At 68.3% G+C, this 24,771-nt stretch carries 20 protein-coding genes, 3 tRNA genes and 1 pseudogene; 3 read left to right on the forward strand and 21 right to left on the reverse strand.

Annotated features, from left to right (window positions below; genetic code table 11):
- Positions 1–155: 155 nt before the first annotated feature.
- The 12 genes and pseudogenes from QQM39_RS17200 to QQM39_RS17255 all read right to left on the reverse strand — a co-directional run bounded on the left by QQM39_RS17200 (position 156) and on the right by QQM39_RS17255 (position 15,123).
- Complete coding sequence (locus tag QQM39_RS17200) at positions 156–4,055, reverse strand: DNA-directed RNA polymerase subunit beta' (protein WP_301997710.1); 3,900 nt, start codon at positions 4,053–4,055, stop codon at positions 156–158.
- A 97-nt stretch (positions 4,056–4,152) separates the two neighbouring features.
- Positions 4,153–7,637: pseudogene (rpoB, locus tag QQM39_RS17205) on the reverse strand (DNA-directed RNA polymerase subunit beta).
- 591 nt (positions 7,638–8,228) lie between these two features.
- Entirely contained in the window at positions 8,229–8,618 is a 390-nt protein-coding gene (gene rplL / locus QQM39_RS17210) for a 50S ribosomal protein L7/L12 (RefSeq protein ID WP_062706819.1), read from the reverse strand.
- A gap of 114 nt (positions 8,619–8,732) precedes the next feature.
- Positions 8,733–9,263 (reverse strand): 50S ribosomal protein L10, encoded by a 531-nt coding sequence (rplJ, locus tag QQM39_RS17215; RefSeq protein ID WP_217205691.1) that lies wholly within the window; start codon positions 9,261–9,263, stop codon positions 8,733–8,735.
- Between the two features lie 289 nt (positions 9,264–9,552).
- Entirely contained in the window at positions 9,553–10,410 is an 858-nt protein-coding gene (locus QQM39_RS17220) for a hypothetical protein (RefSeq protein WP_301997712.1), read from the reverse strand.
- Positions 10,411–10,511: 101 nt separating this feature from the next.
- Positions 10,512–11,318 carry a hypothetical protein gene (locus QQM39_RS17225; RefSeq protein ID WP_301997714.1) on the reverse strand — a complete coding sequence of 269 codons (807 nt, stop codon included), beginning with the start codon at positions 11,316–11,318 and terminating at the stop codon, positions 10,512–10,514.
- Between the two features lie 128 nt (positions 11,319–11,446).
- Positions 11,447–12,172 (reverse strand): 50S ribosomal protein L1, encoded by a 726-nt coding sequence (gene rplA, locus QQM39_RS17230; protein ID WP_301997715.1) that lies wholly within the window; start codon positions 12,170–12,172, stop codon positions 11,447–11,449.
- Positions 12,173–12,244: 72 nt separating this feature from the next.
- Positions 12,245–12,679 (reverse strand): 50S ribosomal protein L11, encoded by a 435-nt coding sequence (gene rplK, locus QQM39_RS17235; RefSeq protein WP_028805116.1) that lies wholly within the window; start codon positions 12,677–12,679, stop codon positions 12,245–12,247.
- Between the two features lie 221 nt (positions 12,680–12,900).
- Entirely contained in the window at positions 12,901–13,428 is a 528-nt protein-coding gene (locus tag QQM39_RS17240; protein ID WP_301997718.1) for a hypothetical protein, read from the reverse strand.
- Between the two features lie 288 nt (positions 13,429–13,716).
- Complete coding sequence (gene nusG, locus QQM39_RS17245) at positions 13,717–14,574, reverse strand: transcription termination/antitermination protein NusG (RefSeq protein WP_301997719.1); 858 nt, start codon at positions 14,572–14,574, stop codon at positions 13,717–13,719.
- An 80-nt stretch (positions 14,575–14,654) separates the two neighbouring features.
- Positions 14,655–14,942, reverse strand: a complete 288-nt coding sequence (gene secE, locus QQM39_RS17250) for a preprotein translocase subunit SecE (protein ID WP_128433103.1) — start codon at positions 14,940–14,942, stop codon at positions 14,655–14,657.
- A gap of 108 nt (positions 14,943–15,050) precedes the next feature.
- A tRNA-Trp gene (locus QQM39_RS17255) sits at positions 15,051–15,123 on the reverse strand.
- Positions 15,124–15,408: 285 nt separating this feature from the next.
- On the opposite strand from QQM39_RS17255, the gene QQM39_RS17260 reads away from it, so the two are divergent.
- Both QQM39_RS17260 and QQM39_RS17265 read left to right on the forward strand, forming a co-directional pair.
- On the forward strand, positions 15,409–16,635 hold the full coding sequence (locus QQM39_RS17260; protein ID WP_301997720.1) for a pyridoxal phosphate-dependent aminotransferase: 1,227 nt from the start codon (positions 15,409–15,411) through the stop codon (positions 16,633–16,635).
- Positions 16,636–16,772: 137 nt separating this feature from the next.
- On the forward strand, positions 16,773–17,801 hold the full coding sequence (locus QQM39_RS17265) for an adenosine deaminase (RefSeq protein WP_301997722.1): 1,029 nt from the start codon (positions 16,773–16,775) through the stop codon (positions 17,799–17,801).
- 47 nt (positions 17,802–17,848) lie between these two features.
- Here the strand turns inward: QQM39_RS17265 and QQM39_RS17270 are convergent, their stop codons facing one another.
- The 9 genes from QQM39_RS17270 to QQM39_RS17310 all read right to left on the reverse strand — a co-directional run bounded on the left by QQM39_RS17270 (position 17,849) and on the right by QQM39_RS17310 (position 23,155).
- Entirely contained in the window at positions 17,849–18,904 is a 1,056-nt protein-coding gene (locus QQM39_RS17270; RefSeq protein WP_301997723.1) for a UDP-N-acetylmuramate dehydrogenase, read from the reverse strand.
- Between the two features lie 86 nt (positions 18,905–18,990).
- Complete coding sequence (locus tag QQM39_RS17275) at positions 18,991–19,371, reverse strand: DUF3291 domain-containing protein (protein WP_301997725.1); 381 nt, start codon at positions 19,369–19,371, stop codon at positions 18,991–18,993.
- A gap of 30 nt (positions 19,372–19,401) precedes the next feature.
- Complete coding sequence (locus QQM39_RS17280; protein ID WP_301997726.1) at positions 19,402–20,868, reverse strand: MFS transporter; 1,467 nt, start codon at positions 20,866–20,868, stop codon at positions 19,402–19,404.
- 83 nt (positions 20,869–20,951) lie between these two features.
- The gene (locus QQM39_RS17285; RefSeq protein WP_301997727.1) at positions 20,952–21,515 is read right to left on the reverse strand and encodes a TetR/AcrR family transcriptional regulator; all 564 of its coding nucleotides are present in this window, start codon (positions 21,513–21,515) and stop codon (positions 20,952–20,954) included.
- A 145-nt stretch (positions 21,516–21,660) separates the two neighbouring features.
- Entirely contained in the window at positions 21,661–22,089 is a 429-nt protein-coding gene (locus tag QQM39_RS17290; RefSeq protein ID WP_301997728.1) for a MaoC family dehydratase, read from the reverse strand.
- Between the two features lie 5 nt (positions 22,090–22,094).
- Entirely contained in the window at positions 22,095–22,559 is a 465-nt protein-coding gene (locus tag QQM39_RS17295) for a MaoC family dehydratase N-terminal domain-containing protein (protein ID WP_301997729.1), read from the reverse strand.
- Positions 22,560–22,708: 149 nt separating this feature from the next.
- Complete coding sequence (gene rpmG, locus QQM39_RS17300; RefSeq protein WP_003948671.1) at positions 22,709–22,873, reverse strand: 50S ribosomal protein L33; 165 nt, start codon at positions 22,871–22,873, stop codon at positions 22,709–22,711.
- Positions 22,874–22,963: 90 nt separating this feature from the next.
- A tRNA-Met gene (locus tag QQM39_RS17305) sits at positions 22,964–23,036 on the reverse strand.
- Positions 23,037–23,082: 46 nt separating this feature from the next.
- A tRNA-Thr gene (locus QQM39_RS17310) sits at positions 23,083–23,155 on the reverse strand.
- Between the two features lie 285 nt (positions 23,156–23,440).
- Between QQM39_RS17310 and QQM39_RS17315 the strand changes: the two genes are divergently transcribed.
- Positions 23,441–24,706, forward strand: coding sequence for an amidohydrolase family protein (locus tag QQM39_RS17315; RefSeq protein WP_301997730.1), 1,266 nt, complete (start codon positions 23,441–23,443; stop codon positions 24,704–24,706).
- Positions 24,707–24,771 lie beyond the last annotated feature (65 nt).

The following is a 24,771-nucleotide window of genomic DNA, read 5'->3' on the forward strand; positions in this document are numbered from 1 at the left end:
TCCCCCGCAATGGTCGGACTCTCTCAATGATGCGCCCGTCCAGCATCCCAGGCATCGGGGTGGCCCCGGAGAAAACCCGGAGACGATCCCGGGCCCCGGAGGACGCCGAAGGGCGGCCACCCCGAGGGGTGACCGCCCTTCAGTGGACGTACGCCTTACTGGTTGTACGGACCGTAGTCGTAGTCCTCCAGCGGAACGGCCTGGCCGGAGCCGGTGCCGAACGGCGAGTAGTCGATGTCGTCGTAGCCGACGGCCGAGTACATCGCGGCCTTGGCCTCCTCGGTCGGCTCGACCCGGATGTTGCGGTAGCGGGACAGACCCGTACCGGCCGGGATGAGCTTACCGATGATGACGTTCTCCTTGAGGCCGATGAGGCTGTCGGACTTGGCGTTGATCGCCGCGTCCGTCAGGACTCGGGTCGTCTCCTGGAAGGAGGCGGCCGACAGCCAGGATTCCGTCGCCAGCGAGGCCTTGGTGATACCCATCAGCTGCGGACGACCGGAGGCCGGGTGACCGCCCTCCTGGACCACACGACGGTTCTCGGTCTCGAACTTCGAGCGCTCGACCAGCTCGCCGGGCAGCAGCTCGGCGTCGCCGGACTCGATGATCGTCACGCGGCGCAGCATCTGCCGGATGATGATCTCGATGTGCTTGTCGTGGATCGACACACCCTGCGAGTTGTAGACCTTCTGGACCTCGCCGACCAGGTGGACCTGGACGGCACGCTGACCCAGGATGCGCAGCACGTCGTGCGGGTTGGTGGCACCCACGGTGAGCTTCTGGCCCACCTCGACGTGCTCGCCCTCGCTGACCAGGAGTCGGGCACGCTTCGAGATCGGGTACGCCGTCTCGTCGCTGCCGTCGTCCGGGGTGACGACGATCTTCTTGGTCTTCTCGGTCTCCTCGATCCGGATACGGCCGGAGGCCTCGGAGATCGGGGCGACACCCTTCGGGGTACGGGCCTCGAAGAGCTCGACGACACGCGGCAGACCCTGGGTGATGTCGTCACCGGCCACACCACCGGTGTGGAAGGTACGCATCGTCAGCTGGGTACCGGGCTCACCGATGGACTGGGCGGCGATGATGCCGACCGCCTCACCGATGTCGACCAGCTTGCCGGTGGCCAGCGAACGGCCGTAGCACATGGCGCAGGTGCCGACGGCGGACTCGCAGGTCAGGACCGAGCGGGTCTTGACCTCCTCGACGCCGGCCTTGACCAGCTGGTCGATGAGGACGTCACCGAGGTCGACGCCCGCCGGGGCGAGCACCTTGCCGTCGACGACGATGTCCTCGGCGAGGCAGCGCGCGTACACGCTGGTCTCGGCGTTGTCCGCCTTGCGCAGGACGCCGTCGGCGCCGCGCTCGGCGATGGCCAGCTTGAGGCCGCGCTCGGTGCCGCAGTCCTCCTCGCGAATGATGACGTCCTGGGAGACGTCGACCAGACGACGGGTGAGGTAACCCGAGTCGGCGGTACGCAGGGCGGTGTCCGCCAGACCCTTACGGGCACCGTGCGTGGAGATGAAGTACTCCAGCACGGACAGACCCTCACGGAACGACGCCTTGATCGGACGCGGGATCGTCTCGTTCTTCGCGTTCGACACCAGACCACGCATACCGGCGATCTGACGCATCTGCATCATGTTGCCTCGTGCACCCGAGTTCACCATCATGAAGATCGGGTTGGTCTTCGGGAAGTTGTCGTTCATCGCCTCGGCGACCTCGTTGGTCGCCTTGGTCCAGATCGCGATGAGCTCCTGCGTGCGCTCGTCCTTGGTGATCAGACCGCGCTCGTACTGCTTCTGGACCTTCTCGTCCTGCGCCTCATAGCCCTTGACGATCTCCTTCTTCGCCTCGGGAACGACGACGTCGGAGATGGCGACGGTGACGCCGGAACGGGTGGCCCAGTAGAAGCCGGACGCCTTCAGGTTGTCGAGCGTCGCCGCCACGATGACCTTCGGGTAGCGCTCGGCGAGGTCGTTGACGATCTCGGAGAGCTGCTTCTTGCCGACTTCGTAGTCGACGAACGGGTAGTCCTCGGGCAGCAGCTCGTTGAAGAGCGCACGGCCGAGCGTGGTCTTCAGACGGAAGCTGTCACCCTGCTGCCACTCCGGCTCGCCCTCCTCCTGCGCCGGCGGGGTCCAGCCACGCGGCGGGATGGTGCCGACCGGGAAGCGGATGTCGATCTTCGACTGGAGCGAGAGCTCACCCGCGTCGAACGCCATGATCGCCTCGGCGACCGACGAGAAGGAACGGTCCGTGCCCTTCACGTCCCGCATCTCGCTGTCGGTGGTGAGGAAGAACAGACCGAGGACCATGTCCTGGGTCGGCATCGTCACCGGACGGCCGTCGGCGGGCTTGAGGATGTTGTTCGAGGACAGCATCAGGATGCGGGCCTCGGCCTGCGCCTCCGCGGACAGCGGCAGGTGCACGGCCATCTGGTCACCGTCGAAGTCCGCGTTGAACGCGGTGCAGACGAGCGGGTGGATCTGGATGGCCTTGCCCTCGACCAGCTGCGGCTCGAAGGCCTGGATGCCGAGGCGGTGCAGGGTGGGCGCACGGTTCAGCAGAACCGGGTGCTCGGCGATGACCTCTTCGAGGACGTCGTACACGACCGTGCGGCCGCGCTCCACCATGCGCTTGGCGCTCTTGATGTTCTGCGCGTGGTTGAGGTCCACGAGCCGCTTCATCACGAACGGCTTGAAGAGCTCCAGCGCCATCGCCTTGGGCAGACCGCACTGGTGCAGCTTCAGCTGCGGACCGACGACGATCACGGAACGCGCGGAGTAGTCCACACGCTTACCGAGCAGGTTCTGACGGAATCGACCCTGCTTACCCTTCAGCATGTCGCTGAGGGACTTCAGCGGGCGGTTACCCGGACCGGTGACCGGGCGACCACGACGACCGTTGTCGAACAGCGCGTCGACGGCCTCCTGGAGCATGCGCTTCTCGTTGTTCACGATGATCTCGGGCGCACCGAGGTCGAGAAGGCGCTTCAGTCGGTTGTTGCGGTTGATCACACGGCGGTACAGGTCGTTCAGGTCGGAGGTCGCGAAACGGCCACCGTCCAGCTGCACCATCGGGCGAAGGTCCGGCGGGATGACCGGCACGCAGTCGAGCACCATGCCCTTGGGGCTGTTGCTGGTCTGCAGGAACGCGGAGACGACCTTCAGGCGCTTGAGCGCACGGGTCTTCTTCTGGCCCTTGCCGGTACGGATGATCTCACGGAGGCGCTCGGCCTCCTCGTCCAGGTCGAAGGACTCCAGGCGCTTCTGCAGCGCCGCGGCACCCATCGAGCCGTCGAAGTACGTGCCGAAGCGGTCACGCAGCTCGCGGTAGAGGAGCTCATCACCCTCCAGGTCCTGGACCTTGAGGTTCTTGAACCGGGTCCACACCTCGTCGAGCCGGTCGATCTCGCGCTGCGCACGGTCACGCAGCTGCTTCATCTCACGCTCGGCACCCTCGCGCACCTTGCGGCGCACGTCGGCCTTGGCACCCTCGGCCTCGAGCTCGGCCAGGTCGGTCTCGAGCTTCTTGGCGCGGGCCTCCAGGTCGGCGTCCCGGCGGTTCTCGATCTGCTGCCGCTCGACGGAGACGTGCGCCTCCAGGGAGGGCAGGTCACGCGTACGGCGCTCCTCGTCGACGTACGTGATCATGTACGCCGCGAAGTAGATGACCTTCTCGAGGTCCTTGGGAGCCAGGTCGAGCAGGTAGCCCAGCCGGCTCGGGACACCCTTGAAGTACCAGATGTGCGTGACGGGCGCGGCCAGTTCGATGTGGCCCATCCGCTCACGGCGCACCTTGGCACGCGTGACCTCGACGCCACAGCGCTCGCAGATGATGCCCTTGAAGCGGACGCGCTTGTACTTGCCGCAGTAGCACTCCCAGTCCCGGGTCGGACCGAAGATCTTCTCGCAGAAGAGTCCGTCCTTTTCGGGCTTGAGCGTGCGGTAGTTGATGGTCTCGGGCTTCTTGACCTCGCCGTGGCTCCACTGACGGATGTCGTCAGCGGTGGCCAGACCGATCCGGAGCTCATCGAAGAAGTTGACGTCGAGCACTATGCGTCAATCCCTCTCAGGGTTGTAAGTCTGTGGTCTGAAACGGGGGCCTGGGGGTCGGCGGGGCCCTGTGGGTGAGGGCCCCGCCGGACTCCCGTCAGACCTCTTCGACGCTGCTCGGCTCGCGCCGGGACAGGTCGATGCCGAGCTCCTCCGCAGCGCGGAAGACGTCCTCGTCGGTGTCACGCATCTCGATGGACATACCGTCGCTGGACAGCACCTCCACGTTCAGGCAGAGCGACTGCATCTCCTTGATGAGCACCTTGAAGGACTCGGGGATGCCGGGCTCGGGGATGTTCTCGCCCTTGACGATGGCCTCGTAGACCTTCACGCGGCCGGTGACGTCGTCGGACTTGATGGTCAGCAGCTCCTGGAGGGCGTACGCGGCGCCGTAAGCCTCCAGCGCCCACACCTCCATCTCACCGAAGCGCTGGCCACCGAACTGGGCCTTACCACCCAGCGGCTGCTGGGTGATCATGCTGTACGGGCCGGTCGAGCGGGCGTGCAGCTTGTCGTCGACCAGGTGGTGCAGCTTCAGGATGTACATGTAGCCGACCGAGATCGGGTCCGGGAACGGCTCACCGCTACGGCCGTCGAACAGCCGCGCCTTACCGGTCGGGAGCACCATGCGCTCGCCGTCGCGGTTCGGGATGGTGTGCTGCAGCAGACCCGCGAGCTCGTCCTCGCGCGCACCGTCGAAGACGGGGGTCGCGACGTTCGTGCCCGGGTCGACCTGGTCGGCGCCGATCGCCTGGAGGCGCTGCGCCCACTCGTCCGCGAGGCCGGAGACGTCCCAGCCGCGGCTGGCGAGCCAGCCGAGGTGGATCTCCAGGACCTGTCCCGGGTTCATTCGGGACGGCACACCCAGCGGGTTGAGGATGATGTCGACCGGGGTGCCGTCCTCCAGGAACGGCATGTCCTCGATCGGCAGGATCTTGGAGATGACACCCTTGTTGCCGTGACGGCCGGCGAGCTTGTCACCGTCGGTGATCTTGCGCTTCTGCGCGACGTACACGCGCACCAGCTGGTTCACACCGGGGGAAGCTCGTCGCCCTCCTCGCGGTCGAAGACGCGGACGCCGATGACCTTGCCGGTCTCGCCGTGCGGCACCTTCAGCGAGGTGTCACGGACCTCACGGGCCTTCTCACCGAAGATCGCGCGCAGCAGGCGCTCCTCCGGCGTCAGCTCGGTCTCACCCTTCGGGGTCACCTTGCCGACGAGGATGTCGCCGGCGATGACCTCGGCACCGATACGGATGATGCCGCGCTCGTCGAGGTCGGCGAGGACCTCCTCGGAGACGTTCGGGATATCCCGGGTGATCTCCTCGGGGCCGAGCTTGGTGTCACGGGCGTCGACCTCGTGCTCCTCGATGTGGATCGAGGAGAGGACGTCGTCCTGCACGAGGCGCTGCGACAGGATGATCGCGTCCTCGTAGTTGTGACCCTCCCACGGCATGAACGCCACGAGCAGGTTCTTGCCCAGCGCCATCTCGCCCTGCTGGGTGGCCGGACCGTCGGCGAGGACCTGGCCCTCGATGATGCGGTCGCCCTCGTGGACGATGACCTTCTGGTTGACCGAGGTGCCCTGGTTGGAACGGGCGAACTTGGCCAGGCGGTACGTGATGTACGTGCCGTCGTCGTTGGCGGTGGTGATGTAGTCCGCGGAGACCTCCTGGACCACACCCGCCTTCTCGGCCTTGACCACGTCACCGGCGTCGACAGCGGAGCGGTACTCCATGCCGGTGCCGACGAGCGGGGCCTCGGACTTAATCAGCGGCACGGCCTGACGCATCATGTTCGCGCCCATGAGGGCACGGTTGGCGTCGTCGTGCTCGAGGAACGGGATCATGGCGGTCGCGACCGACACCATCTGGCGCGGCGAGACGTCCATGTAGTCCACGTCGTCACCGGCGACGTAGTCGACCTCGCCGCCACGCCGGCGAACCAGGACGCGGTTCTCGGCGAAGCGCATGTCGTCGTTGAGCGTGGCGTTGGCCTGCGCGATGACGAACCGGTCCTCTTCGTCGGCCGTCAGGTAGTCGACCTCGTCGGTGACGACACCGCCGGTGACCTTGCGGTACGGCGTCTCCACGAAACCGAACGCGTTGACGCGGCCGTAGGAGGCGAGCGAACCGATCAGACCGATGTTCGGGCCTTCAGGCGTCTCGATCGGGCACATACGGCCGTAGTGAGACGGGTGCACGTCACGGACCTCGAAGCCGGCCCGCTCACGGGACAGACCACCCGGGCCAAGAGCCGACAGACGGCGCTTGTGGGTGAGACCCGACAGCGGGTTGTTCTGGTCCATGAACTGCGACAGCTGGCTGGTGCCGAAGAACTCCTTGATGGAGGCGACGACCGGCCGGATGTTGATCAGGGTCTGCGGCGTGATCGCCTCGACGTCCTGGGTCGTCATGCGCTCACGGACGACGCGCTCCATACGAGCCAGACCGGTGCGGACCTGGTTCTGGATGAGCTCGCCGACGCTGCGCAGACGACGGTTGCCGAAGTGGTCGATGTCGTCGGTCTCGACGACGATGCCCTGGCCGCTGTCGCCGACCGTCTCGGTCTCGCCCGCGTGCAGCTTCACCAGGTACTTGATCGTCGAGATGATGTCCTCGACGGTCAGGATGCCCGCGTCCAGCGGAGCGTCCGCACCCAGCTTCTTGTTGACCTTGTAGCGGCCGACCTTGGCGAGGTCGTAGCGCTTCGGGTTGAAGTAGAGGTTCTCAAGCAGCGTCTGCGCGGCCTCACGCGTGGGGGGCTCGCCCGGACGCAGCTTGCGGTAGATGTCGAGCAGCGCGTCGTCCTGGCCCTGGGTGTGGTCCTTCTCCAGGGTGGCGCGCATCGACTCGTACTCGCCGAACTCCTCGAGGATCTGCTCGGTCGTCCAGCCGAGCGCCTTGAGCAGAACGGTGACGGACTGCTTGCGCTTGCGGTCGATGCGGACACCGACCATGTCGCGCTTGTCGATCTCCATCTCCAGCCAGGCACCCCGGGACGGGATGATCTTGGCGGAGAAGATGTCCTTGTCGGACGTCTTGTCGATGGAGGAGTCGAAGTAGACACCGGGCGAACGGACCAGCTGCGACACCACGACACGCTCGGTGCCGTTGATGACGAACGTGCCCTTGTTCGTCATGAGCGGGAAGTCGCCCATGAAGACCGTCTGGGACTTGATCTCGCCGGTCTCGTTGTTCGTGAACTCGGCCGTGACGAAGAGCGGAGCGGCGTACGTGAAGTCGCGCTCCTTGCACTCGTCGATGCTGTTCTTCGGGGGCTCGAAGCGGTGGTCGCGGAACGTCAGCGACATCGACCCGGAGAAGTCCTCGATCGGGGAGATCTCCTCGAAGATCTCCTCGAGGCCGGACTTGGTGGGGACATCCTGACCGGACTCCAGAGCCGCCTCGACCCGACTCTGCCAGGCGGTGTTGCCGAGCAGCCAGTCGAAGCTCTCGGTCTGCAGCGCGAGCAGGTTCGGAACCTCGAGGGGCTCCTTGATCTTTGCAAAAGAGATGCGCAGCGGGGCGGTGCTGGCGCCATTGTTCGTATTCGCGGTCGAGGCAGTGCGCGAGGCGGCCAAGAGGGGGTCCTTCCGAGGGCTCGGACTCACTACGCGCGTACCGGCCCCTCACCGGGGCACAGAGACAGGCGTTTCCATCTCCGACCAAAGAATGGCCAGGTCAGGGACGGTCCGGTCATCGGTGCCCAAGCGAGGGCATGCCCCTGGTGACGGGCAGGGGACAGCTAACAGGCAGCGCAAAGGGTCAGTGTAGCCACTTGGCACACTGATGTCCAGTGCGGGTATTTCGCGACCCTCGTTGTCCTCAACGCCCTCGGCATGCTTGCCCTCAATGCACGTTGATACTGCCCTCTTCGTCGCCGATCCATGCCTCGGATTCGGATCCTTGTGACGACGCGTCCTGAGAATTGCGCGCTGCGTGCGGTTCGTCAAGGCCCCCGTGCCCGAACCCAGGGGCTCCCGGAGACACGACGAAGATCACCATACCCCCCACCGAAGCGGGCGCAAGGTAACCGTGGCCGCGCCCCCAGGAACGCCGAAGAGCGACCACCCGAATGGATGATCGCTCTTCGGTGCGACTGCGTTACAGCCTCAGGAGGCTGCTTTCAGCAAGCGCGAAGGCCGTACTCGACCTGCAAGACCGGGAAGGTCTTACTTGACCTCGACGGAGGCGCCGGCGCCCTTGAGGGACTCGGCGGCCTTCTCGGCGGCGTCCTTGGCGACCTTCTCGAGGACGGGCTTCGGAGCGCCGTCCACGAGGTCCTTGGCCTCCTTCAGACCCAGGGAGGTCAGCTCACGCACGACCTTGATGACCTGGATCTTCTTGTCGCCGGCGCCGGTGAGGATGACGTCGAACTCGTCCTTCTCCTCGACGGCCTCGGCGGCGGCGCCACCAGCGGCACCACCGGCGACGACGACCGGCGCGGCAGCGGCGGCGGTGACGTCGAACTTCTCCTCGAAGGCCTTCACGAACTCGGAGAGCTCGATGAGGGTCATCTCCTCGAACTGCGCGAGCAGGTCTTCCTGGCTGAGCTTCGCCATGATGGCGGTCCTTCCACTAAATCGGCAGGTGCCGGGTGTACTGGGTGTGGCGGGCGTACGTCGGCCCGCTGTGGCCTCCGCGGTCAGGCTGCGGGGGCCAGTGTGCGAGCCGAATTACTCGGCACCGCCCTGCTCGGCCTGCTTGGCGCGGAGCGCGTCCACCGTGCGGACGAGCTTCGACGGCAGCGCCTGGAAGACGGAGGCAGCCTGGGACTGCTTCGCCTTGAAGGCACCGGCCAGCTTGCTGAGCAGAACCTCGCGGGACTCGAGGTCCGCAAGCTTCTTGATCTCGTCGGCGCTGAGCGCCTTACCCTCAAGGACACCGCCCTTGATGACGAGATTCGGGTTGTCCTTGGCGAAGTCACGGAGACCCTTCGCCGACTCCACCGGGTCACCGGTGACGAAGGCGACAGCCGTCGGACCGTTGAACAGGTCGTCCAGCGTGTTGATCCCGGCCTCGTTGGCCGCAATCTTGGTCAGCGTGTTCTTCACCACGGCGTAGTGAGCGTTCTCACCGAGCGAACGACGCAGCGTCTTGAGCTGCGCCACGGTGAGACCGCGGTACTCGGTCAGCACGGCAGCGTTCGAGTTGCGGAACTGCTCCGTCAACTCGGCCACTGCGGCAGCCTTGTCGGGCCTCGCCATGAGCCTCGGCCTCCTTCCGGGTGATTCTGACCGCGCGGACCCGAAGGAGGACTGGGGAAAACGAAACGCCCCGGCGCAGGCGCACGGGGCGGACTCGACCGGTCGCACGAACGGGAACGTACGCACTCCGGGAGTTCTTCCACTGTCACCTGCGCGGGTCGTCCGCAGTTCAGCGGATCCTTCGGCCACCGCACTCTCTTGCGAGCGCACGGCAACGACCAGCGGTCTTGGGCTTCTGTAGGAGAGTACGGGACTGGGTCGCCGTCAAGCAAATCGGCCCCTACGGCTCTCAGCTGCCGTTCTTCTTCAGCGGCTTGCGCAGGTCCGCCGTGTCGTCGGCACGGGGTGCCCGGACCGTCACCGGCTTGCCGTAGTCGAGGAACGTATAGGTCAGGTCGAGCTCACCGTGGCGGCCGAAGCCCTGGGTGCGCAGACGCCTGACGCGGTCGGTGGCGTCGACCCACACGTCCAGGGCAAGCTCGTCCACGCCCAGCTTCTGGTACTGGTCAAGGCTGTTCTCGCGGCTCTGCCGGGTGGCCTTGTCGTCGACCTTCCCGAGGGAGGCGCGAAGCTCGTCGACGGCGACCGTGCCCGCGTAGTGGGTGGTGTCGGCGCCGTCGGCCTTCTCGGAGCCGATCCGCTTCACGTCCTCGGCGGTGGCCAGGAAGGCCGCTTCCCGCGCCGGGTTGCGGATCACCTGGTCGCGCAGGCCACCGACGTCCATGCGCAGGCCGCCGTGCGTGGTGAACTCGGCCTTCGGGCCGTAGCTGATCCAGTGACGGCCGCCCATCTCCTCGACCATGTCGTCGCTCGCGCTGCCGTACAGCACCCCGCCGACGAGAAGCAGCTCGGACTCGCCCTCCTCGGCGCCGCTCAGGTTGGCCGTCCTGAGCCGCGCCGCCACCGGTTTCGTACCGACACTCGCCTCATCCGCTATCCGCCCCCGCTGCGGAAATCGGCCGGTCACCCGGTAGTGCAGGGAAGTGACGTCCTCGGACTTCTCCACGGCCCGCGCGACGGCATCGGCGGCCGGTGGGGCCGCGGACTGCTCCGCGTCGACCCCTGTCCCACAGCCGGCGAGCAGCAGCGCCGCGAGGCCCGCGCCCACCACCCGAGGCGGCACGAAGGCACGTACGGCAAGGCTCATTGATTCCCCCCAAGGAACGCACGGCTGGTGCGTGGTCGGCGCACAGCAAGATCGGGAGCGTAACCCAGGAGCCCTGAACGGTCTTGCGAATTCCGCGCCTTTCAGCGGCGCTCAGGATCCTTCAGCAACTCCTTGAAGTCCGCGGTGTCCCCCGCGGGAGGCTTCTCGACCGCTGCCTTCACGCCGTAATCGCTGTAGTAGGCGGTCTGGGTCAGCCGTCCCGTGGCCGTACGGCCCTTCTCAACCTTCTTGACCAGCAGGTTCCGGTGGTCGACCCATATGTCGAAGGTCTGCGTGGTGGCGCCCTCGCCCCGCACCGTGCCGGAGTAGTGCGTGGTGCGCTCGCCTCTCACCTTCTCCTCGCCGACTTTCCGCACGTCCGTGGAGGACAGCAGCAGTTTCACCGACGTATGCGGCGCGGTGCCGCGCATCTGGTCCGCGAGATCCGCTCCGGAACTGCCGGCGAAGCGCTTCAGGTCGTCGTAGCCGTACTTGATCCAGTGCTTGCCGTCGGTCTTCTCGGCGAACGTGTCGCCCATGCGCGCGTAGTAGGCGTCCGGGAGATAGCGGGCCTCCATCGACGTGGTGCCCAGTCGGCGCATGGTCTCGGCCGTCGTGCCGCCGGTGTACGTGATCGTCAGGGCGCCGGTGAGGCCGTCGCCCCAGGCGAGGGTGCCGGCGGCCCTGATGGACAGCGTCGAGCCCATGGTGGTCGTGGAGTCGACGCGGGCGGACTCGGCGGCGTCGGTGGACCGTTCGACGGTGCGCAGGGCGGCCGTCACGGCCCGATCAGGGGTGGCGCGGTCCTTCGCCTCGGGACGGTCGGAGGACGTGCAGGCGGCCAGGGCCGTCAGCGCGGTCAGCAGCGCGATCCAGAAGACCGACCGGCCCGCCCTCGTGCTCGTCATTCGTCCCCCCTGTGCCCATCCCGTGAATGCACGTTAACCCAGGGCACTGACAAACGGGCCGGAGAACGGGGACGGGCCCCGCACCCGGGAAGGGGGCGGGGCCCGTGTGAGCCTGGTGAGCCGTTGGCTCAGACCGCGGCCGGGTCCTCCTCGACGAGGAGGTTGCGGGTGCGGTTCGGGTCGACGGGGATGCCGGGGCCGATCGTGGTGCTGATCGCGGCCTTCTTGATGTAGCGACCCTTGGCGGCGGACGGCTTCAGACGGAGGATCTCCTCCAGCGCGGCGCCGTAGTTCTCCACCAGCTTGGTGTCGTCGAAGGACGCCTTGCCGATGATGAAGTGCAGGTTCGAGTGCTTGTCGACGCGGAACTCGATCTTGCCGCCCTTGATGTCGGTGACGGCCTTGGCGACGTCAGGGGTGACGGTGCCGGTCTTCGGGTTCGGCATCAGACCACGCGGACCGAGCACCCGGCCGAGGCGGCCGACCTTGCCCATGAGGTCCGGGGTGGCGACGACGGCGTCGAAGTCCAGGCGGCCCTTCGAGACCTCGTCGATCAGTTCGTCGGAGCCGACGATGTCGGCGCCCGCAGCCTCCGCGGCCGCAGCACGGTCGCCGGTCGCGAAGACCAGGACCCGGGCGGTCTTACCGGTGCCGTGCGGAAGGTTCACGGTGCCACGGACCATCTGGTCGGCCTTACGCGGGTCGACACCCAGACGGAAGGCGACCTCGACGGTGCCGTCGAACTTGGTCGTGGACGTCTCCTTGGCGAGACGGACGGCCTCGAGCGGGGCGTACAGCTTCTCCCGGTCGATCTTGGCGTCCGCAGCGCGGAGAGTCTTGCTGCGCTTGCTCACTACTGCTCCTGTTGCTTCTTAGGAGTTGTGGTCCGGGCCGAGCAGGCCCTGCCACTTCTGCTTGGGGTTGGGTCAGCCCTCGACCGTGATGCCCATGGAACGGGCGGTGCCGGCGATAATCTTCGCGGCGGCGTCCAGGTCGTTGGCGTTGAGGTCGGGCATCTTGGTGGTGGCGATCTCGCGGACCTGCGCCTCGGTGATCTTGGCGACCTTGGTCTTGTGCGGCTCGCCGGAGCCCTTCTCCACGCCCGCGGCCTTGAGGATCATCTTGGCGGCCGGCGGAGTCTTGGTGATGAAGGTGAAGGAACGGTCCTCGTAGACCGTGATCTCCACCGGGATGACCCAACCGCGCTGCGACTCGGTCGCGGCGTTGTAGGCCTTGCAGAACTCCATGATGTTGACGCCGTGCTGGCCCAGCGCGGGGCCGACCGGCGGAGCCGGGTTGGCGGCGCCGGCCTGGATCTGGAGCTTGATGAGCCCCGTGACCTTCTTCTTCTTGGGAGGCATGCTCTCTCCGGGTCCTTAGTGAGAGTTTTCCGCCGCCATCCGTACCCGCTGGCCACCTGGAACGGTGAACGTCGTGGATCATCCGGATGGAGGCATACCGCACAACGATAACGGGTAACGCGTCAGGGCCAAAACCGGCAGCTCAGGCGCCCGGCCGTGCACCGCCCCAACCAGGGGTCGACCCCGGGCGCCGCGCGTCGGCCGGGGTACGGGAGGGGTGGTCAGCAGCGCTTGGCCGTGGTCGCCTGACCCGGCACCGGGTCACCGGGAGCGCGCAGCGTGCCGATGGCCGCGGTGCACTCGTTCACCGTGTCGGCGGGCAGGGACCAGAACTCCTGGCTGTTGGTGGCGTTCCACCAGTCCTGGCCCACGACCTCGTCACGGGCGTAGCTGTAGACGCCGGTGCTGACGTCATAGTCCTTGACCTTGTCGCGGAAGCTCTGCCAGACCCAGACATAGCCGTAGTTCGCGCGGCAGTTGGGCGAGTAGAACTGCTTCACCGAGGCTACGTGCGCGCCGCCCCGGTTGATGTAGGCGGTGGCGCCGATCTGGTAGGCGTCCGAGCAGACGCCGGCCGCCTGCGCCTTGGCGCTCAGCGGGTTGCCCGCCTCGGACGGGGCGGTCGAGCGCGCGGTCAGGTTCTGCTTGTTCGGCGACGGGGCCGGGCCCGTGCCGGCGACCGCGGAGGTCGCCGGCAGAAGGACGCAGGCGGACGCCGCCGCCACGACCAGGATGGTTCGAGCACGCATGAAAAAGTTCCCCCTACTTCATGGTGACTGACTCGACAGGTGCCGAATGCCGACGCGGGCAGCGACCAGCCTTGGGCAAACCGCCACCAAGAGCTATAGATCGCCATGAAGAACACTGTCCGCGCGTTTCGGTCATCAGGTCAAACCGGCGGGCTCACCGGATGGTTGTGGCGCAGCACACATTTGTTTGGGGACGCCGTCCGCGCGGAGGCCGACACGTACGACGAAAGGGCCTCCGACAGCGAGAAAACCGCTGGTCGGAGGCCCTTCGAGAAGGCTGCTGTACTGCTAGTTCTTCTGGATCTGGTCGAAGGACAGCTCGACCGGCGTCTCGCGGCCGAAGATCTCCACCAGGCCCTTGACCTTCTTCGAGTCGGCGTTGATCTCGTTGATCGTGGCCTGCAGTGTGGCGAACGGACCGTCGGTGACGGTGACCGAGTCGCCGACCTCGAAGTCCAGCACCTGGACCTCGACCTTGCGCTGCGGAGCCGGCTTGCCCTCGGCCTCGGCGGCCTCGCGGGCGGCCTTCTCCTCGGCCTCCGGGGCGAGCATCTTGACGATCTCGTCCAGGGTCAGCGGGTACGGGTCGTAGGCGTTGCCCACGAAGCCGGTGACGCCCGGGGTGTTGCGGACGACGCCCCAGGACTCGTTGGTCAGGTCCATGCGGACCAGGACGTAACCCGGCAGCTTGTTCTGCTTGATCGTCTTGCGGTCGCCGTTCTTGATCTGGACGACCTCTTCCTGCGGCACCTCGGCCTGGAAGATGTAGTCCTCGACGTTCAGCGAGACGGCGCGCTGCTCCAGGTTGGTCTTCACGCGGTTCTCGTAACCGGCGTAGGTGTGGATGACGTACCACTCGCCGGGCAGGGTGCGGAGTTCCTCGCGCAGGGCGGCGACGGGGTCGACGGGCTCGGCGGGCTCCTCCTCGGCGCCCTCTTCCTCGTCCTCGACGGTCTCGACGTCACCGCCGGACTCGTCCTCGACGCGCAGCGCGGCTTCCTCGGCGGGCTCGCCCGCCTCGGCGTCGGCAGCCTCGACCTCGTCCAGGTCCTCGTCAGCGCCCTCGACGATGTCGAGCTCGCCTTCCACGGACTCGACGTCCTGCCCGTGCGGCTCGATGGCGTCGTTCAGGTTCTGGTCAGACACGGTGGCTGCTTCTTCCTGGATACATAGGGGTGGAACATGCGAAAGGGGCGCCGGTAACCGCGGCGCCCTTCGCTCTTGGCTCAGCCGAAGACGTACTTGGCGGCGTGGTCGAGCCCATAGTCAATCACGGTCACCAGACCGATCATGATGACGACGAAGAGGATCACCACAGTGGTGTACGTCGTCAGCTGATTGCGCGTCGGCCAGACGACCTTGCGGAGTTCCGCGACGATCTGGCGGTAGAAGAGCGCCAGTCGCTTCAGCGGGCCCTTCTTGGCGCGCTTGCCACCCTTTCGGGTCTTCTTCTTGGACTCCGGCGCCTCGTCCTGGGCATCAGGCATGTCGATGGAGCCCACGGCGTCCGTCACTCGTCCTCACCTGATTCCGGGTCGTGGCCGTGCCGCGCCCGGTCTGAGCCGCACGGCGGTGCATTGCTGTACGTACATGCGCACACATCCTGGCGAAGGAGTGTGTAGCAGGGCCGGAGGGACTTGAACCCCCAACCGCCGGTTTTGGAGACCGGTGCTCTACCAATTGAGCTACGACCCTTTGTGGTGTCCCCCAACGTACCGCATCCGACCGGGTGCTCGGTGTGCACCTTGCGACCGCGGGCCGCTGAAGGCCAACGAGGTGAGAGTGTACGTGGTCCCGGGCGCCTCGTCGAACAGAAAGTGGCCGATGGGGGCTTGGGCGGCGGAAGATCGCCCGCGGGCCGGCCGTGTGGCAGCGCAAGATCGCCCTGGCCGCGCGCAGGATCCGGACGGTTGTTCAGCTGATGTTCAGTCCGTGAAACCCCCGTGCCGGGCACGTTTCCTGTCTGAAACGATGGGCCCCATGAGCGCTGCAACCCCTCCCACCGAGCGCCGGGTCTCCGCCCGAGTCGGCGCGATCTCCGAGTCCGCCACCCTCGCCGTGGACGCCAAGGCCAAGGCCCTCAAGGCCGCCGGGCGTCCGGTGATCGGCTTCGGCGCCGGTGAGCCCGACTTCCCGACCCCGGACTACATCGTCGAGGCCGCCATCGAGGCGTGCAAGAACCCGAAGTACCACCGCTACACCCCGGCCGGCGGTCTGCCCGAGCTGAAGGCCGCGATCGCCGCGAAGACGCTGCGCGACTCCGGCTACGAGCCCGACGTCTCCCAGATCCTGGTCACCAACGGCGGCAAGCAGGCCATCTACGAGGCCTTCGCCGCGATCCTCGACCCGGGCGACGAGGTCATCGTGCCGGCCCCGTACTGGACGACCTACCCGGAGTCCATCCGCCTCGCGGGCGGTGTCCCGGTCGAGGTCGTCGCCGACGAGACGACCGGCTACCGCGTCTCGGTCGAGCAGCTGGAGGCGGCCCGTACGGAGAAGACGAAGGTCGTCCTCTTCGTCTCCCCGTCGAACCCGACCGGCGCCGTCTACAGCGAGGCCGAGACCGAGGCGATCGGCCGCTGGGCCGTCGAGCACGGCCTGTGGGTGATGACGGACGAGATCTACGAGCACCTGGTCTACAGCGACGCGGTGTCCGTGTCCCTGCCCGCGGTCCTGCCGGAGCTGCGCGACAAGTGCATCGTGGTCAACGGCGTCGCCAAGACGTACGCCATGACGGGCTGGCGGGTCGGCTGGATCATCGGCCCGAAGGACGTGGTGAAGGCCGCGACCAACCTCCAGTCCCACGCCACGTCGAACGTCTCGAACGTGGCCCAGGTGGCCGCTCTCGCCGCCGTCTCGGGCGACCTGGACGCGGTCGCGAAGATGCGCGAGGCCTTCGACCGCCGCCGCAAGACGATCGTGCGGATGCTCAACGAGATCGACGGCGTGGTCTGCCCGGAGCCCGAGGGCGCCTTCTACGCGTACCCGTCGGTGAAGGCCCTCATCGGCAAGGAGATCCGCGGCAAGCGCCCGCAGGACTCGGTCGAGCTGGCCGCGCTCATCCTGGAGGAGGCCGAGGTCGCGGTGGTGCCGGGCGAGGCCTTCGGCACGCCGGGTTATCTGCGGCTGTCGTACGCGCTCGGGGACGAGGACCTCGTCGAGGGCGTGAGCCGGATCCAGAAGCTGCTGGCGGAGGCCAGGGACTGACCACCTCCTCACATGAGGAGGTGGTGGCGGGCCGTTCCCCTCGGGGAGCGGCCCGCTTTGTCGTCTGTGCGTGCGAGCAAGACCACGTTCGGGGAAAGCGCTACCGGGACGGCGGACACGTGCGGCAGGATCCTGGGATGGAGCGTGTACGTGATGTCTCTGAGCTGCCGAAAGCCCATCTGCACCTGCACTTCACCGGCTCGATGCGGCCGGCGACCCTGCTGGAACTGGCCGACAAGTACGGTGTGCACCTGCCCGAGGCGCTGACCGACGCGCTGACCCGCGGGGAGTCGCCGAAGCTGCGGGCGACGGACGAGCGGGGCTGGTTCCGCTTCCAGCGCCTGTACGACGCGGCGCGCTCGTGCCTGCGGCAGCCGGAGGACATCCAGCGCCTGGTCAGGGAGGCCGCGCAGGAGGATCTGAAGGACGGCTCCGGCTGGCTGGAGATCCAGGTGGACCCCACGTCGTACGCGCCCCGGCTGGGCGGTCTGATCTCGGCGCTGGAGATCATCCTGGACGCGGTGGAGACGGCGTCGCGGGACACGGGTGTCGGGATGCGCGTCCTGGTCGCCGCGAACCGTATGAAGCACCCCCTGGACGCCCGCACGCTGGCGCGGCTCGCGGTGCGGTACGCCGACCAGGGGGTGGTCGGATTCGGGCTGTCGAACGACGAGCGCCGGGGTATGGCGCGGGACTTCGACCGCGCCTTCCACATCGCCCGCGAGGGCGGCCTGCTCTCGGCCCCGCACGGCGGCGAGCTGACGGGCCCGTCCTCGGTCCGTGACTGCCTGGACGACCTGGGCGCGAACCGGATCGGCCACGGGGTGCGGTCGGCCGAGGACCCGCGGCTGCTGAAGCGCCTCGCCGACCGGGGCGTGACCTGCGAGGTGTGTCCCGCGTCGAACGTCGCCCTGGGCGTCTACGAGAAGCCGGAGGACGTCCCACTGCGGACGCTGTACGAGGCCGGCGTCCCGATGGCCCTCGGCGCCGACGACCCCCTGCTCTTCGGTTCCCGCCTCGCCGCCCAGTACGACATCGCCCGCCACCACCACGCCTTCACGGACGAGGAACTGGCGGAACTGGCCCGGCAGTCGGTACGGGCGTCCGCGGCGCCGGAGGGGGTGAAGGGGAAGCTGTTGGCGGGGGTGGACGACTGGCTCGCCTAGCCAGGACCGGACGGTCGTACGGCCGTCACGCCCCGCCGGGAGGTGGGCTACAAGCTCACGCCCACCGTCACCGGCTCGTTGACCAGCGTGATGCCGAAGGCCTCGCGGACGCCGGCCACGACCTCGCGGGCGAGTGCCAGGAGGTCCTCCGTGGTCGCTCCGCCCCGGTTGGTCAGGGCGAGGGTGTGCTTGGTGGAGATGCGGGCCGGGCCGGTGCCGTACCCCTTGGTGAACCCCGCCTTGTCGATGAGCCAGGCCGCGGAGGTCTTGGCGTGCCCCTCCCCCGCCGGGTACGCGGGCGGCTCCACGCCGTCGCCCAGGCGTTCGCGCACGCGCGCGTGGAACGCGGCGAACTGCTCGTCGGTGAGGATCGGGTTGGTGAAGAAGGATCCGGCCGACCAGGTGTCGTGGTCCTCGGGGTCCAGAACCATGCCCTTGCCGGTACGCAGCTTCAGCACCGTCTCGCGCGCGGCGGCCAGCGGCACGCGGTCGCCGGCTTCGACGCCGAGGGCGCGGGCCGTCTCGGCGTACTTGATGGGGGCGGAGAGCCCGTCGGCGTCCTCCAGCCGGAAGCGGACGCGCAGGACGACGTAGCGCTCGGGGTCGGCCTTGAAGCGGCTGTGGCGGTAGGAGAAGGCGCACTCGGCGTTCGGGATGACGACGGTCTCGCCCGCGCGGCGGTCGTACGCGATCACCTCGGTGATCGTGGAGGAGACCTCCTGGCCGTACGCGCCGACGTTCTGGATCGGCGTGGCGCCCGCGGAGCCGGGGATTCCGGCGAGGCACTCGATCCCGGCGAGCCCGGCCTCGACGGTGCGGGCGACGGCGTCGGTCCACACCTCGCCGGCGGCCAGTTCGAGCGTGGTGCCGTCCAGCTCGACGCCCTTGGTGGCGATGACCAGGGCGGTGCCGGCGAAGCCCTTGTCCCCGATGACCAGGTTCGATCCGCCGCCGATGAGCAGCAGCGGGGTGCCACTGGCGTCGGCTTCGCGCACGACGTCGATCACCTCGGCGTCGGTCGTGGCGGTGACCAGGCGGGTGGCGGGGCCGCCCAGCCGGAAGGTGGTGAGGGGGGCGAGGGGGGCGTCGTGGAGTTCCTGCACGGGCCCAAGACTACGAGACGGCACTGACAGCCCCGGCACCCATGCGGGGTGCCGGGGCGCAGGCACACGCCATGCGCGCGTGCCGTTCAGGTCAGCCGCCGGAACGCCTCCGTCCAGCCGAGCGGGAGTTCGTCGCTCGACGCCTGCCAGGTGGCGAACTTCGCGTCCCGCATCTGTGTGGACAGCCCCCGCGACGTCGGGGCATGGGCGCCCGAGCGGGCGAAGGCCTTGAGCGCCGCGGGCGACTCCCAGGCGGACAGCGTCCAGAAGGTCCGCTTGAACGGCTCCGCCTTGAGGGAGGCCCCGTACGCTCCGGGCGCCCGGCTCACCTGCCGCCACACGCCCGGCGTACGGGCGAGGAAGCGGAGCGCTCCCCAGAGGGTGCGGGTCTCGAAGCGGGAGGCGAAGACGTGCACCTCGGTGTGGCGCGGGGCGGGGTTCGGCACGGTCCAGGGAAGGGTGGGCATGACTGCTCCTCAGGGTCCGGGGTGTCGGGGTCAGTGGGGGGCCGTCTCCAGCACCGGCTGCGGCGCCCGCTCGGTCGGCTTCCCGGTCCGGTCCCGGCCATCGCGCCGCCGGGCCGGTATCAGCAGGGCCGCGACCCCGGCGAGGGCCACCACCGCGGCACCGGTGACCAGGGCGGGCCGCAGGCCGTCGACGAAGGTCTGGCCGGTCTCGTAGCCGCCCTGCGCGGAGAAGATCGACGCCATGACGGCGATGCCGAGCGCACCGCCGACCTCGCGCAGCGCGTTGTTGGCGCCGGAGGCGATGCCCTGTTCCGAGGCGCGGACGCTGGACATGACCAGGTTGGCGGCCGGGGCGAAGAACAGGGCCATGCCGATGCCGCTGATGATCAGGCCGGGCAGTTGCGCGGCATAGGAGGCGTCCACAGTGACCACGGAGGCCATATAAGCGAGGCCGACGGCCTGGAAGAACAGGCCGGTGGCGACGACGGGGCGGCCGCCGATGCGGTCGGACAGGATGCCGGCGATCGGTGCGACGAGCATCGGCATACCGGTCCACGGCAGCATCCGCAGCCCCGCCTCGGTGGGCGAGTAGCCGAGCACGCCCTGCATGTACTGGCTGAGCAGGAAGATCGACCCGAACATGCCGAGGAACATCAGCATGCTCGCGGCGTTGATCCCGGAGAAGGCCCGGGAGCGGAACAGCCGCATCGGCAGCATCGGGTTCTTGGCGCGGGTGCTGTAGAGGACGAATCCGACGAGCAGCACACCTCCGGCGAACAGGCCGGTCAGAACCAGGGGGCCGGTCCAGCCGTCGGCGGGGCCGCGGACCAGGCCGTACACGATCCCGAACAGGCCGCCGCTGGCGAGCAGCGTGCCGGGGAGGTCGAGCGCGGCGCCGGTGCCGTACGACTCGGCGAGGCGCAGGCGGGCGAGCGGCAGCAGGGCGAGGCCGAGCGGAACGTTCAGCCAGAAGATCCACTGCCAGGAGATGTGCTCGGTGAGACTGCCGCCGACGAGGGGCCCGGACGCGACCGCGAGCCCGTTGACGGCCCCCCAGATGCCGTACGCCATCCCGCGCTTGGCCGCGGGCACGGCCGCCGTCAGCAGGGTCAGTGTCAGCGGCATCATGATCGCCGCGCCGGCGCCCTGGACCGCGCGGGCGGCGATCAGGGAGTCGACGCCGGACGCGAGGGCCGCGGCGGCGGACGCGCCGGTGAAGATCGTGATGCCCACGAGGAAGAGCCGGCGCCTGCCGAAGCGGTCGCCGAGCGCCGCGCCGAACATCAGCAGTACGGCGAAGGTGAGCGTGTAGGCACTCACCGTCCACTCCAGGTCGGGCAGGGCTCCGCCCAGGTCCTCGCGGATGGAGGGCAGTGCGGTGGTGACGACGAGATTGTCGAGTGCCGCCATGAACCCGGCGACGCTCGTGATGACAAGGGCCCAGGCGGCTCCGCCCCGGCGTGCTGTCCCGGCGTTCTGTTCGGTCTGCTGTGACATCGCTCCCCCAGCGCTTGAGATAGTTATCGATCACTAACTTTCGAGCCCATGAAGAGACTGGGTGACTCCCGTCACCCCTCCCTCTAGGACGGCTCCTCAGCCCGCTCCGGCGGAGTCATCCCCGCCCAGACGCGATGCTCGGGAGGGAAGCCCATGGCCACCAGGCAGTTGATGAGCATGCCGTACGCCATGAAGGTCGTCGTCTCATTGACGTCCGCCCCCAGCGGCAGATGGATGGTGTCCCACAGCCGTATCCAGCCGGTGCGCACGACCTCGCCGAACTCGTGGTCACCCTCCTGCTCGGCGGCCGCCACGGCGAGGTACATCTGCATCTGCATCATCAGCCGCTCGGGCTGTTCCGAGACGACCTTCCGGTACACGTCACCCATGGCATGCAGGGCCTCTTCACCCTCCAGCCCCTCGGAGGCTTCCGCGAACATCCGGATGGTGTCCTCCACACAGCGCTCGGCCGCCGCCAGGAAGATCGCCTTCTTGCCCGGGAAGAGCCGGAAGAGATACGGCTGCGAGACGCCGACCCGCTTGGCGATCGCCTCGGTCGACGTGCCGTAGTAGCCGCCGCGGGCGAACTCGGTCGTCGCCGCGCGGATGACGCTCTCGCGCCTCTCCTCTGCGCTCATCCTGACCATGAGAAGTAAGTTAGTGCTCAATCACTAACCAGGTCAAGGGGTCGAGGCTGACACAACAGGTAGCCGACGCAACAAGTAAGGGGCGCCCCGCCATGGAGAGCGCCCCTTACCTCACGGCACGCGCGTGCCGTTCACATCGACGTTTTCACGCCAGCCGCACGACTGCCCGCGACATCCCGAGCACCTTCTGCCCGGCGCTCCGCACGGTCAGGTCCACGCGGACCTTGTTGTCGTCGAGCTTGGCCGCGACCTTGCCGCTGACCTCGATCGTGGCGCCCTGGTCGTCGTTCGGCACGACGACGGGCTTGGTGAAGCGGACGCCGTACTCGACGACCGCGGCCGGATCCCCGGTCCAGTCGGTGACCACGCGGATCGCCTCGGCCATGGTGAACATGCCGTGCGCGATGACGTCGGGCAGCCCGACCTCCTTGGCGAACTTCTCGTTCCAGTGGATCGGGTTGAAGTCACCTGAGGCGCCCGCGTACTGGACGAGCGTGGCGCGGGTCACGGGGAAGGTCTGGGCGGGCAGTTCGGTGCCGACCTCGACGTCGCCGTACGCAATCTTCGCCGTCATCCGACTCAGCTCTCCCCTTCTTCGGCGTCCGCCCCACGGGCGACGAGCTTCGTCCAGGCGGTCACGACGTGCTCCCCCGCCTCGTCGTGGACCTCACCGCGGATGTCCACGATCTCGTTGCCCGCCATGGACTTGACGGCCTCGATGGTCGAGGTGACGGTCAGCCGGTCGCCGGCGCGCACCGGCCGGGTGTAGGCGAACTTCTGGTCGCCGTGCACCACCCGGCTGTAGTCCAGACCCAGCTGGGGGTCGGCGATGACCTGTCCCGCGGCCTTGAAGCTGATCGCGAAGACGAAGGTCGGCGGGGCGATCACATCGGAGTGGCCGAGCGCCTTGGCGGCTTCCGGGTCCAGGTACACCGGGTTGGTGTCCCCCACCGCCTCCGCGAACTCACGGATCTTCTCCCGTCCCACCTCATAGGGCTCGGTGGGCGGGTAGCTCCGCCCCACGAAGGACTGGTCGAGCGCCATGGCTCGGCACCTCCTGCTGTCTGCTGCGGTTGACCTGCTGGTTCGCCTGGCCGATTCGCCCGGATCAGCCGGAACCGACCGGTAACCGGGGCGGAAACGACGTGAGGCCGCCCCCCGACTGCGGGGGCGGCCTCACGTACGAGCCTGTTTTATCGCGTTTCGCGGTGCGCGGTGTGCGCATTGCAACGCGGGCAGTGCTTCTTCATCTCAAGACGATCCGGGTTGTTACGCCGGTTCTTCTTGGTGATGTAGTTCCGCTCCTTGCACTCCACGCAGGCCAGCGTGATCTTCGGGCGGACGTCGGTGGCAGCCACGTGAGTGCTCCTAAGACGAACGGATGGACTAATTCAACGCAAGAAAGAGTAGCCGATCGAAGGACCGACCCCGCAATCGGCTACTGTCAGTAGCGGTGACCGGACTTGAACCGGTGACACAGCGATTATGAGCCGCTTGCTCTACCGACTGAGCTACACCGCTTTGATGAGATCGGACCCCGCCTTGCGGCGGGAACCTCTCACACCAGAGCCCCAAAACGGAATCGAACCGTTGACCTTCTCCTTACCATGGAGACGCTCTGCCGACTGAGCTATTGGGGCGAGCGATGAAGACATTACACGCTCGGCTGCCGTTCACCCAAATCCGTTTCCCGGCCCCTGTCCGCGGCCGATCGGCGGTGCGCACAGACGCCTCGCAGGCCACTGCGGTACCGCGGACGCGGCTCCGTTCGGCGGACCACACCGGTACGACTATTGCGCTCCTGCACGCCATGGCCGGATCGCCACCCTAGGCTCGACTCACTCTGCGTGATCTTGCGTGCCCGGCGCAGTTCCCCAGCACCGTTCCCGCAGCCCCGATGCGCAGCCCCGAGCCTCTGGAACGCGATGCCCGACAGTCAGCCCCAGCCGCCCCACTCGTCGTCCTCGTCGGGTTCGTCCGGCCCGACCGACCCGGGTGCTCTGCTGCTGTGCGGGGCGCGGCTCACCGACGGCCGGACCGTGGACGTACGGCTGGGCGGCGGGCGCATCGAGGCGGTCGGCACGGCCGGGAGCCTGGCGGCGGGCGACACGCGCGCGTGCGGCGCTCGTGTGGACCTCGGCGGCTATCTGCTCATGCCGGCCCCGGCCGAACCGCACGCCCACGGCGACACCGCGCTCTCCGCCGACGAGGGCGGACCGGTCTCCTACGACCCCCAGGACGTCCAGCGCCGCGCCACCGAGGCCGCTCTGCTCCAGCTCGGACACGGGGCGACCGCGCTGCGGGCACACGTGCGCGTGGGCGACGTTCAGGGGCTGGGGGCCCTGGAGGCCGTACTGCAGGCACGGCGTTCGCTGCGCGGGCTCACCGAGTTGACGACGGTGGCGATGCCGCGGCTGCTGACCGGGGCGGCCGGGGCGGAGGGGCTCGCGATGCTGCGGGACGCGCTGAAGATGGGCGCCTCCGTGGTCGGCGGCTGCCCCGACCTGGACCCGGATCCGACGGGCTACGTGGAGGCGGTCCTGGAGGTCGCCTCCGAGCACGGCTGCCCCGTCGACCTGCACACCGACGCCACCGACCCGGCACGCCTGGCCCGCCTCGCCGCGATGGCCGGCGGACTGCGCCCCGGCGTGACGCTCGGCCCGTGCGGCGGCCTGGGGCGCCTGCCGGCCCAGGTGGCATCCCGCACCGCCGACCAGCTCGCGGCGGCCGGGGTGACGGTGGTGTGCCTGCCGCAGGGCGGCTGCGGGGGCGTCGAACGGCGGGCCACGGCGCCCGTACGACTGCTGCGCGCGGCCGGCGTACGCCTCGCCGCCGGAAGCGGCGCCCTGCGCGACGTGTCGAACCCCGTGGGCCGCGGCGACCCGCTGGAGGCCGCCTACCTGCTGTCCTCGCGCCACGGACTGCGCCCCGAGGACGCGTACGACGCCGTGAGCGCGTCGGCGCGTGCGGTGCTGGGCCTGCCCGAGGTGCGGGTGGAGGCGGGCTTCCCGGCCGAGTTGCTGGCGGTGCGCGGGGACCGGCTGGCGGGAGCACTGTCGCTGGCGTACAGCCGCATCGTGGTGCACCGGGGGCGCGTGGTGGCGCGCACGAGCGCGGTACGGGAGTACTGCAACTCGGCCGTGGCGGCGGAGTTGGGGCTGCCGCGGCAGGGGCGGGGGGAGGTGTCTTGAGGGCACGTGGGGGCGTGTGCTCGAGCGGTGGGGCGGGGAGCGGGTCGGAGCGCACAGGGGGTGCG

The sequence above is a fragment of the Streptomyces sp. DT2A-34 genome, from assembly GCF_030499515.1.
Lineage (GTDB): Bacteria > Actinomycetota > Actinomycetes > Streptomycetales > Streptomycetaceae > Streptomyces.

Excerpts from the sequence above, each read along its gene's own strand:
- QQM39_RS17275 (WP_301997725.1), bottom strand. The coding sequence starts at position 19,371 with ATGCCCACCCTTCCCTGGACCGTGCCGAACCCCGCCCCGCGCCACACC.
- QQM39_RS17285 (WP_301997727.1), bottom strand. The coding sequence starts at position 21,515 with ATGGTCAGGATGAGCGCAGAGGAGAGGCGCGAGAGCGTCATCCGCGCG.
- QQM39_RS17280 (WP_301997726.1), bottom strand. The coding sequence starts at position 20,868 with ATGTCACAGCAGACCGAACAGAACGCCGGGACAGCACGCCGGGGCGGA.
- rplL (WP_062706819.1), bottom strand. The coding sequence starts at position 8,618 with ATGGCGAAGCTCAGCCAGGAAGACCTGCTCGCGCAGTTCGAGGAGATG.
- rplJ (WP_217205691.1), bottom strand. The coding sequence starts at position 9,263 with ATGGCGAGGCCCGACAAGGCTGCCGCAGTGGCCGAGTTGACGGAGCAG.
- QQM39_RS17290 (WP_301997728.1), bottom strand. The coding sequence starts at position 22,089 with ATGACGGCGAAGATTGCGTACGGCGACGTCGAGGTCGGCACCGAACTG.
- QQM39_RS17315 (WP_301997730.1), top strand. The coding sequence starts at position 23,441 with ATGCCCGACAGTCAGCCCCAGCCGCCCCACTCGTCGTCCTCGTCGGGT.
- QQM39_RS17225 (WP_301997714.1), bottom strand. The coding sequence starts at position 11,318 with ATGACGAGCACGAGGGCGGGCCGGTCGGTCTTCTGGATCGCGCTGCTG.
- QQM39_RS17260 (WP_301997720.1), top strand. The coding sequence starts at position 15,409 with ATGAGCGCTGCAACCCCTCCCACCGAGCGCCGGGTCTCCGCCCGAGTC.
- QQM39_RS17220 (WP_301997712.1), bottom strand. The coding sequence starts at position 10,410 with ATGAGCCTTGCCGTACGTGCCTTCGTGCCGCCTCGGGTGGTGGGCGCG.
- QQM39_RS17240 (WP_301997718.1), bottom strand. The coding sequence starts at position 13,428 with ATGCGTGCTCGAACCATCCTGGTCGTGGCGGCGGCGTCCGCCTGCGTC.
- rplK (WP_028805116.1), bottom strand. The coding sequence starts at position 12,679 with ATGCCTCCCAAGAAGAAGAAGGTCACGGGGCTCATCAAGCTCCAGATC.
- QQM39_RS17265 (WP_301997722.1), top strand. The coding sequence starts at position 16,773 with ATGGAGCGTGTACGTGATGTCTCTGAGCTGCCGAAAGCCCATCTGCAC.
- QQM39_RS17295 (WP_301997729.1), bottom strand. The coding sequence starts at position 22,559 with ATGGCGCTCGACCAGTCCTTCGTGGGGCGGAGCTACCCGCCCACCGAG.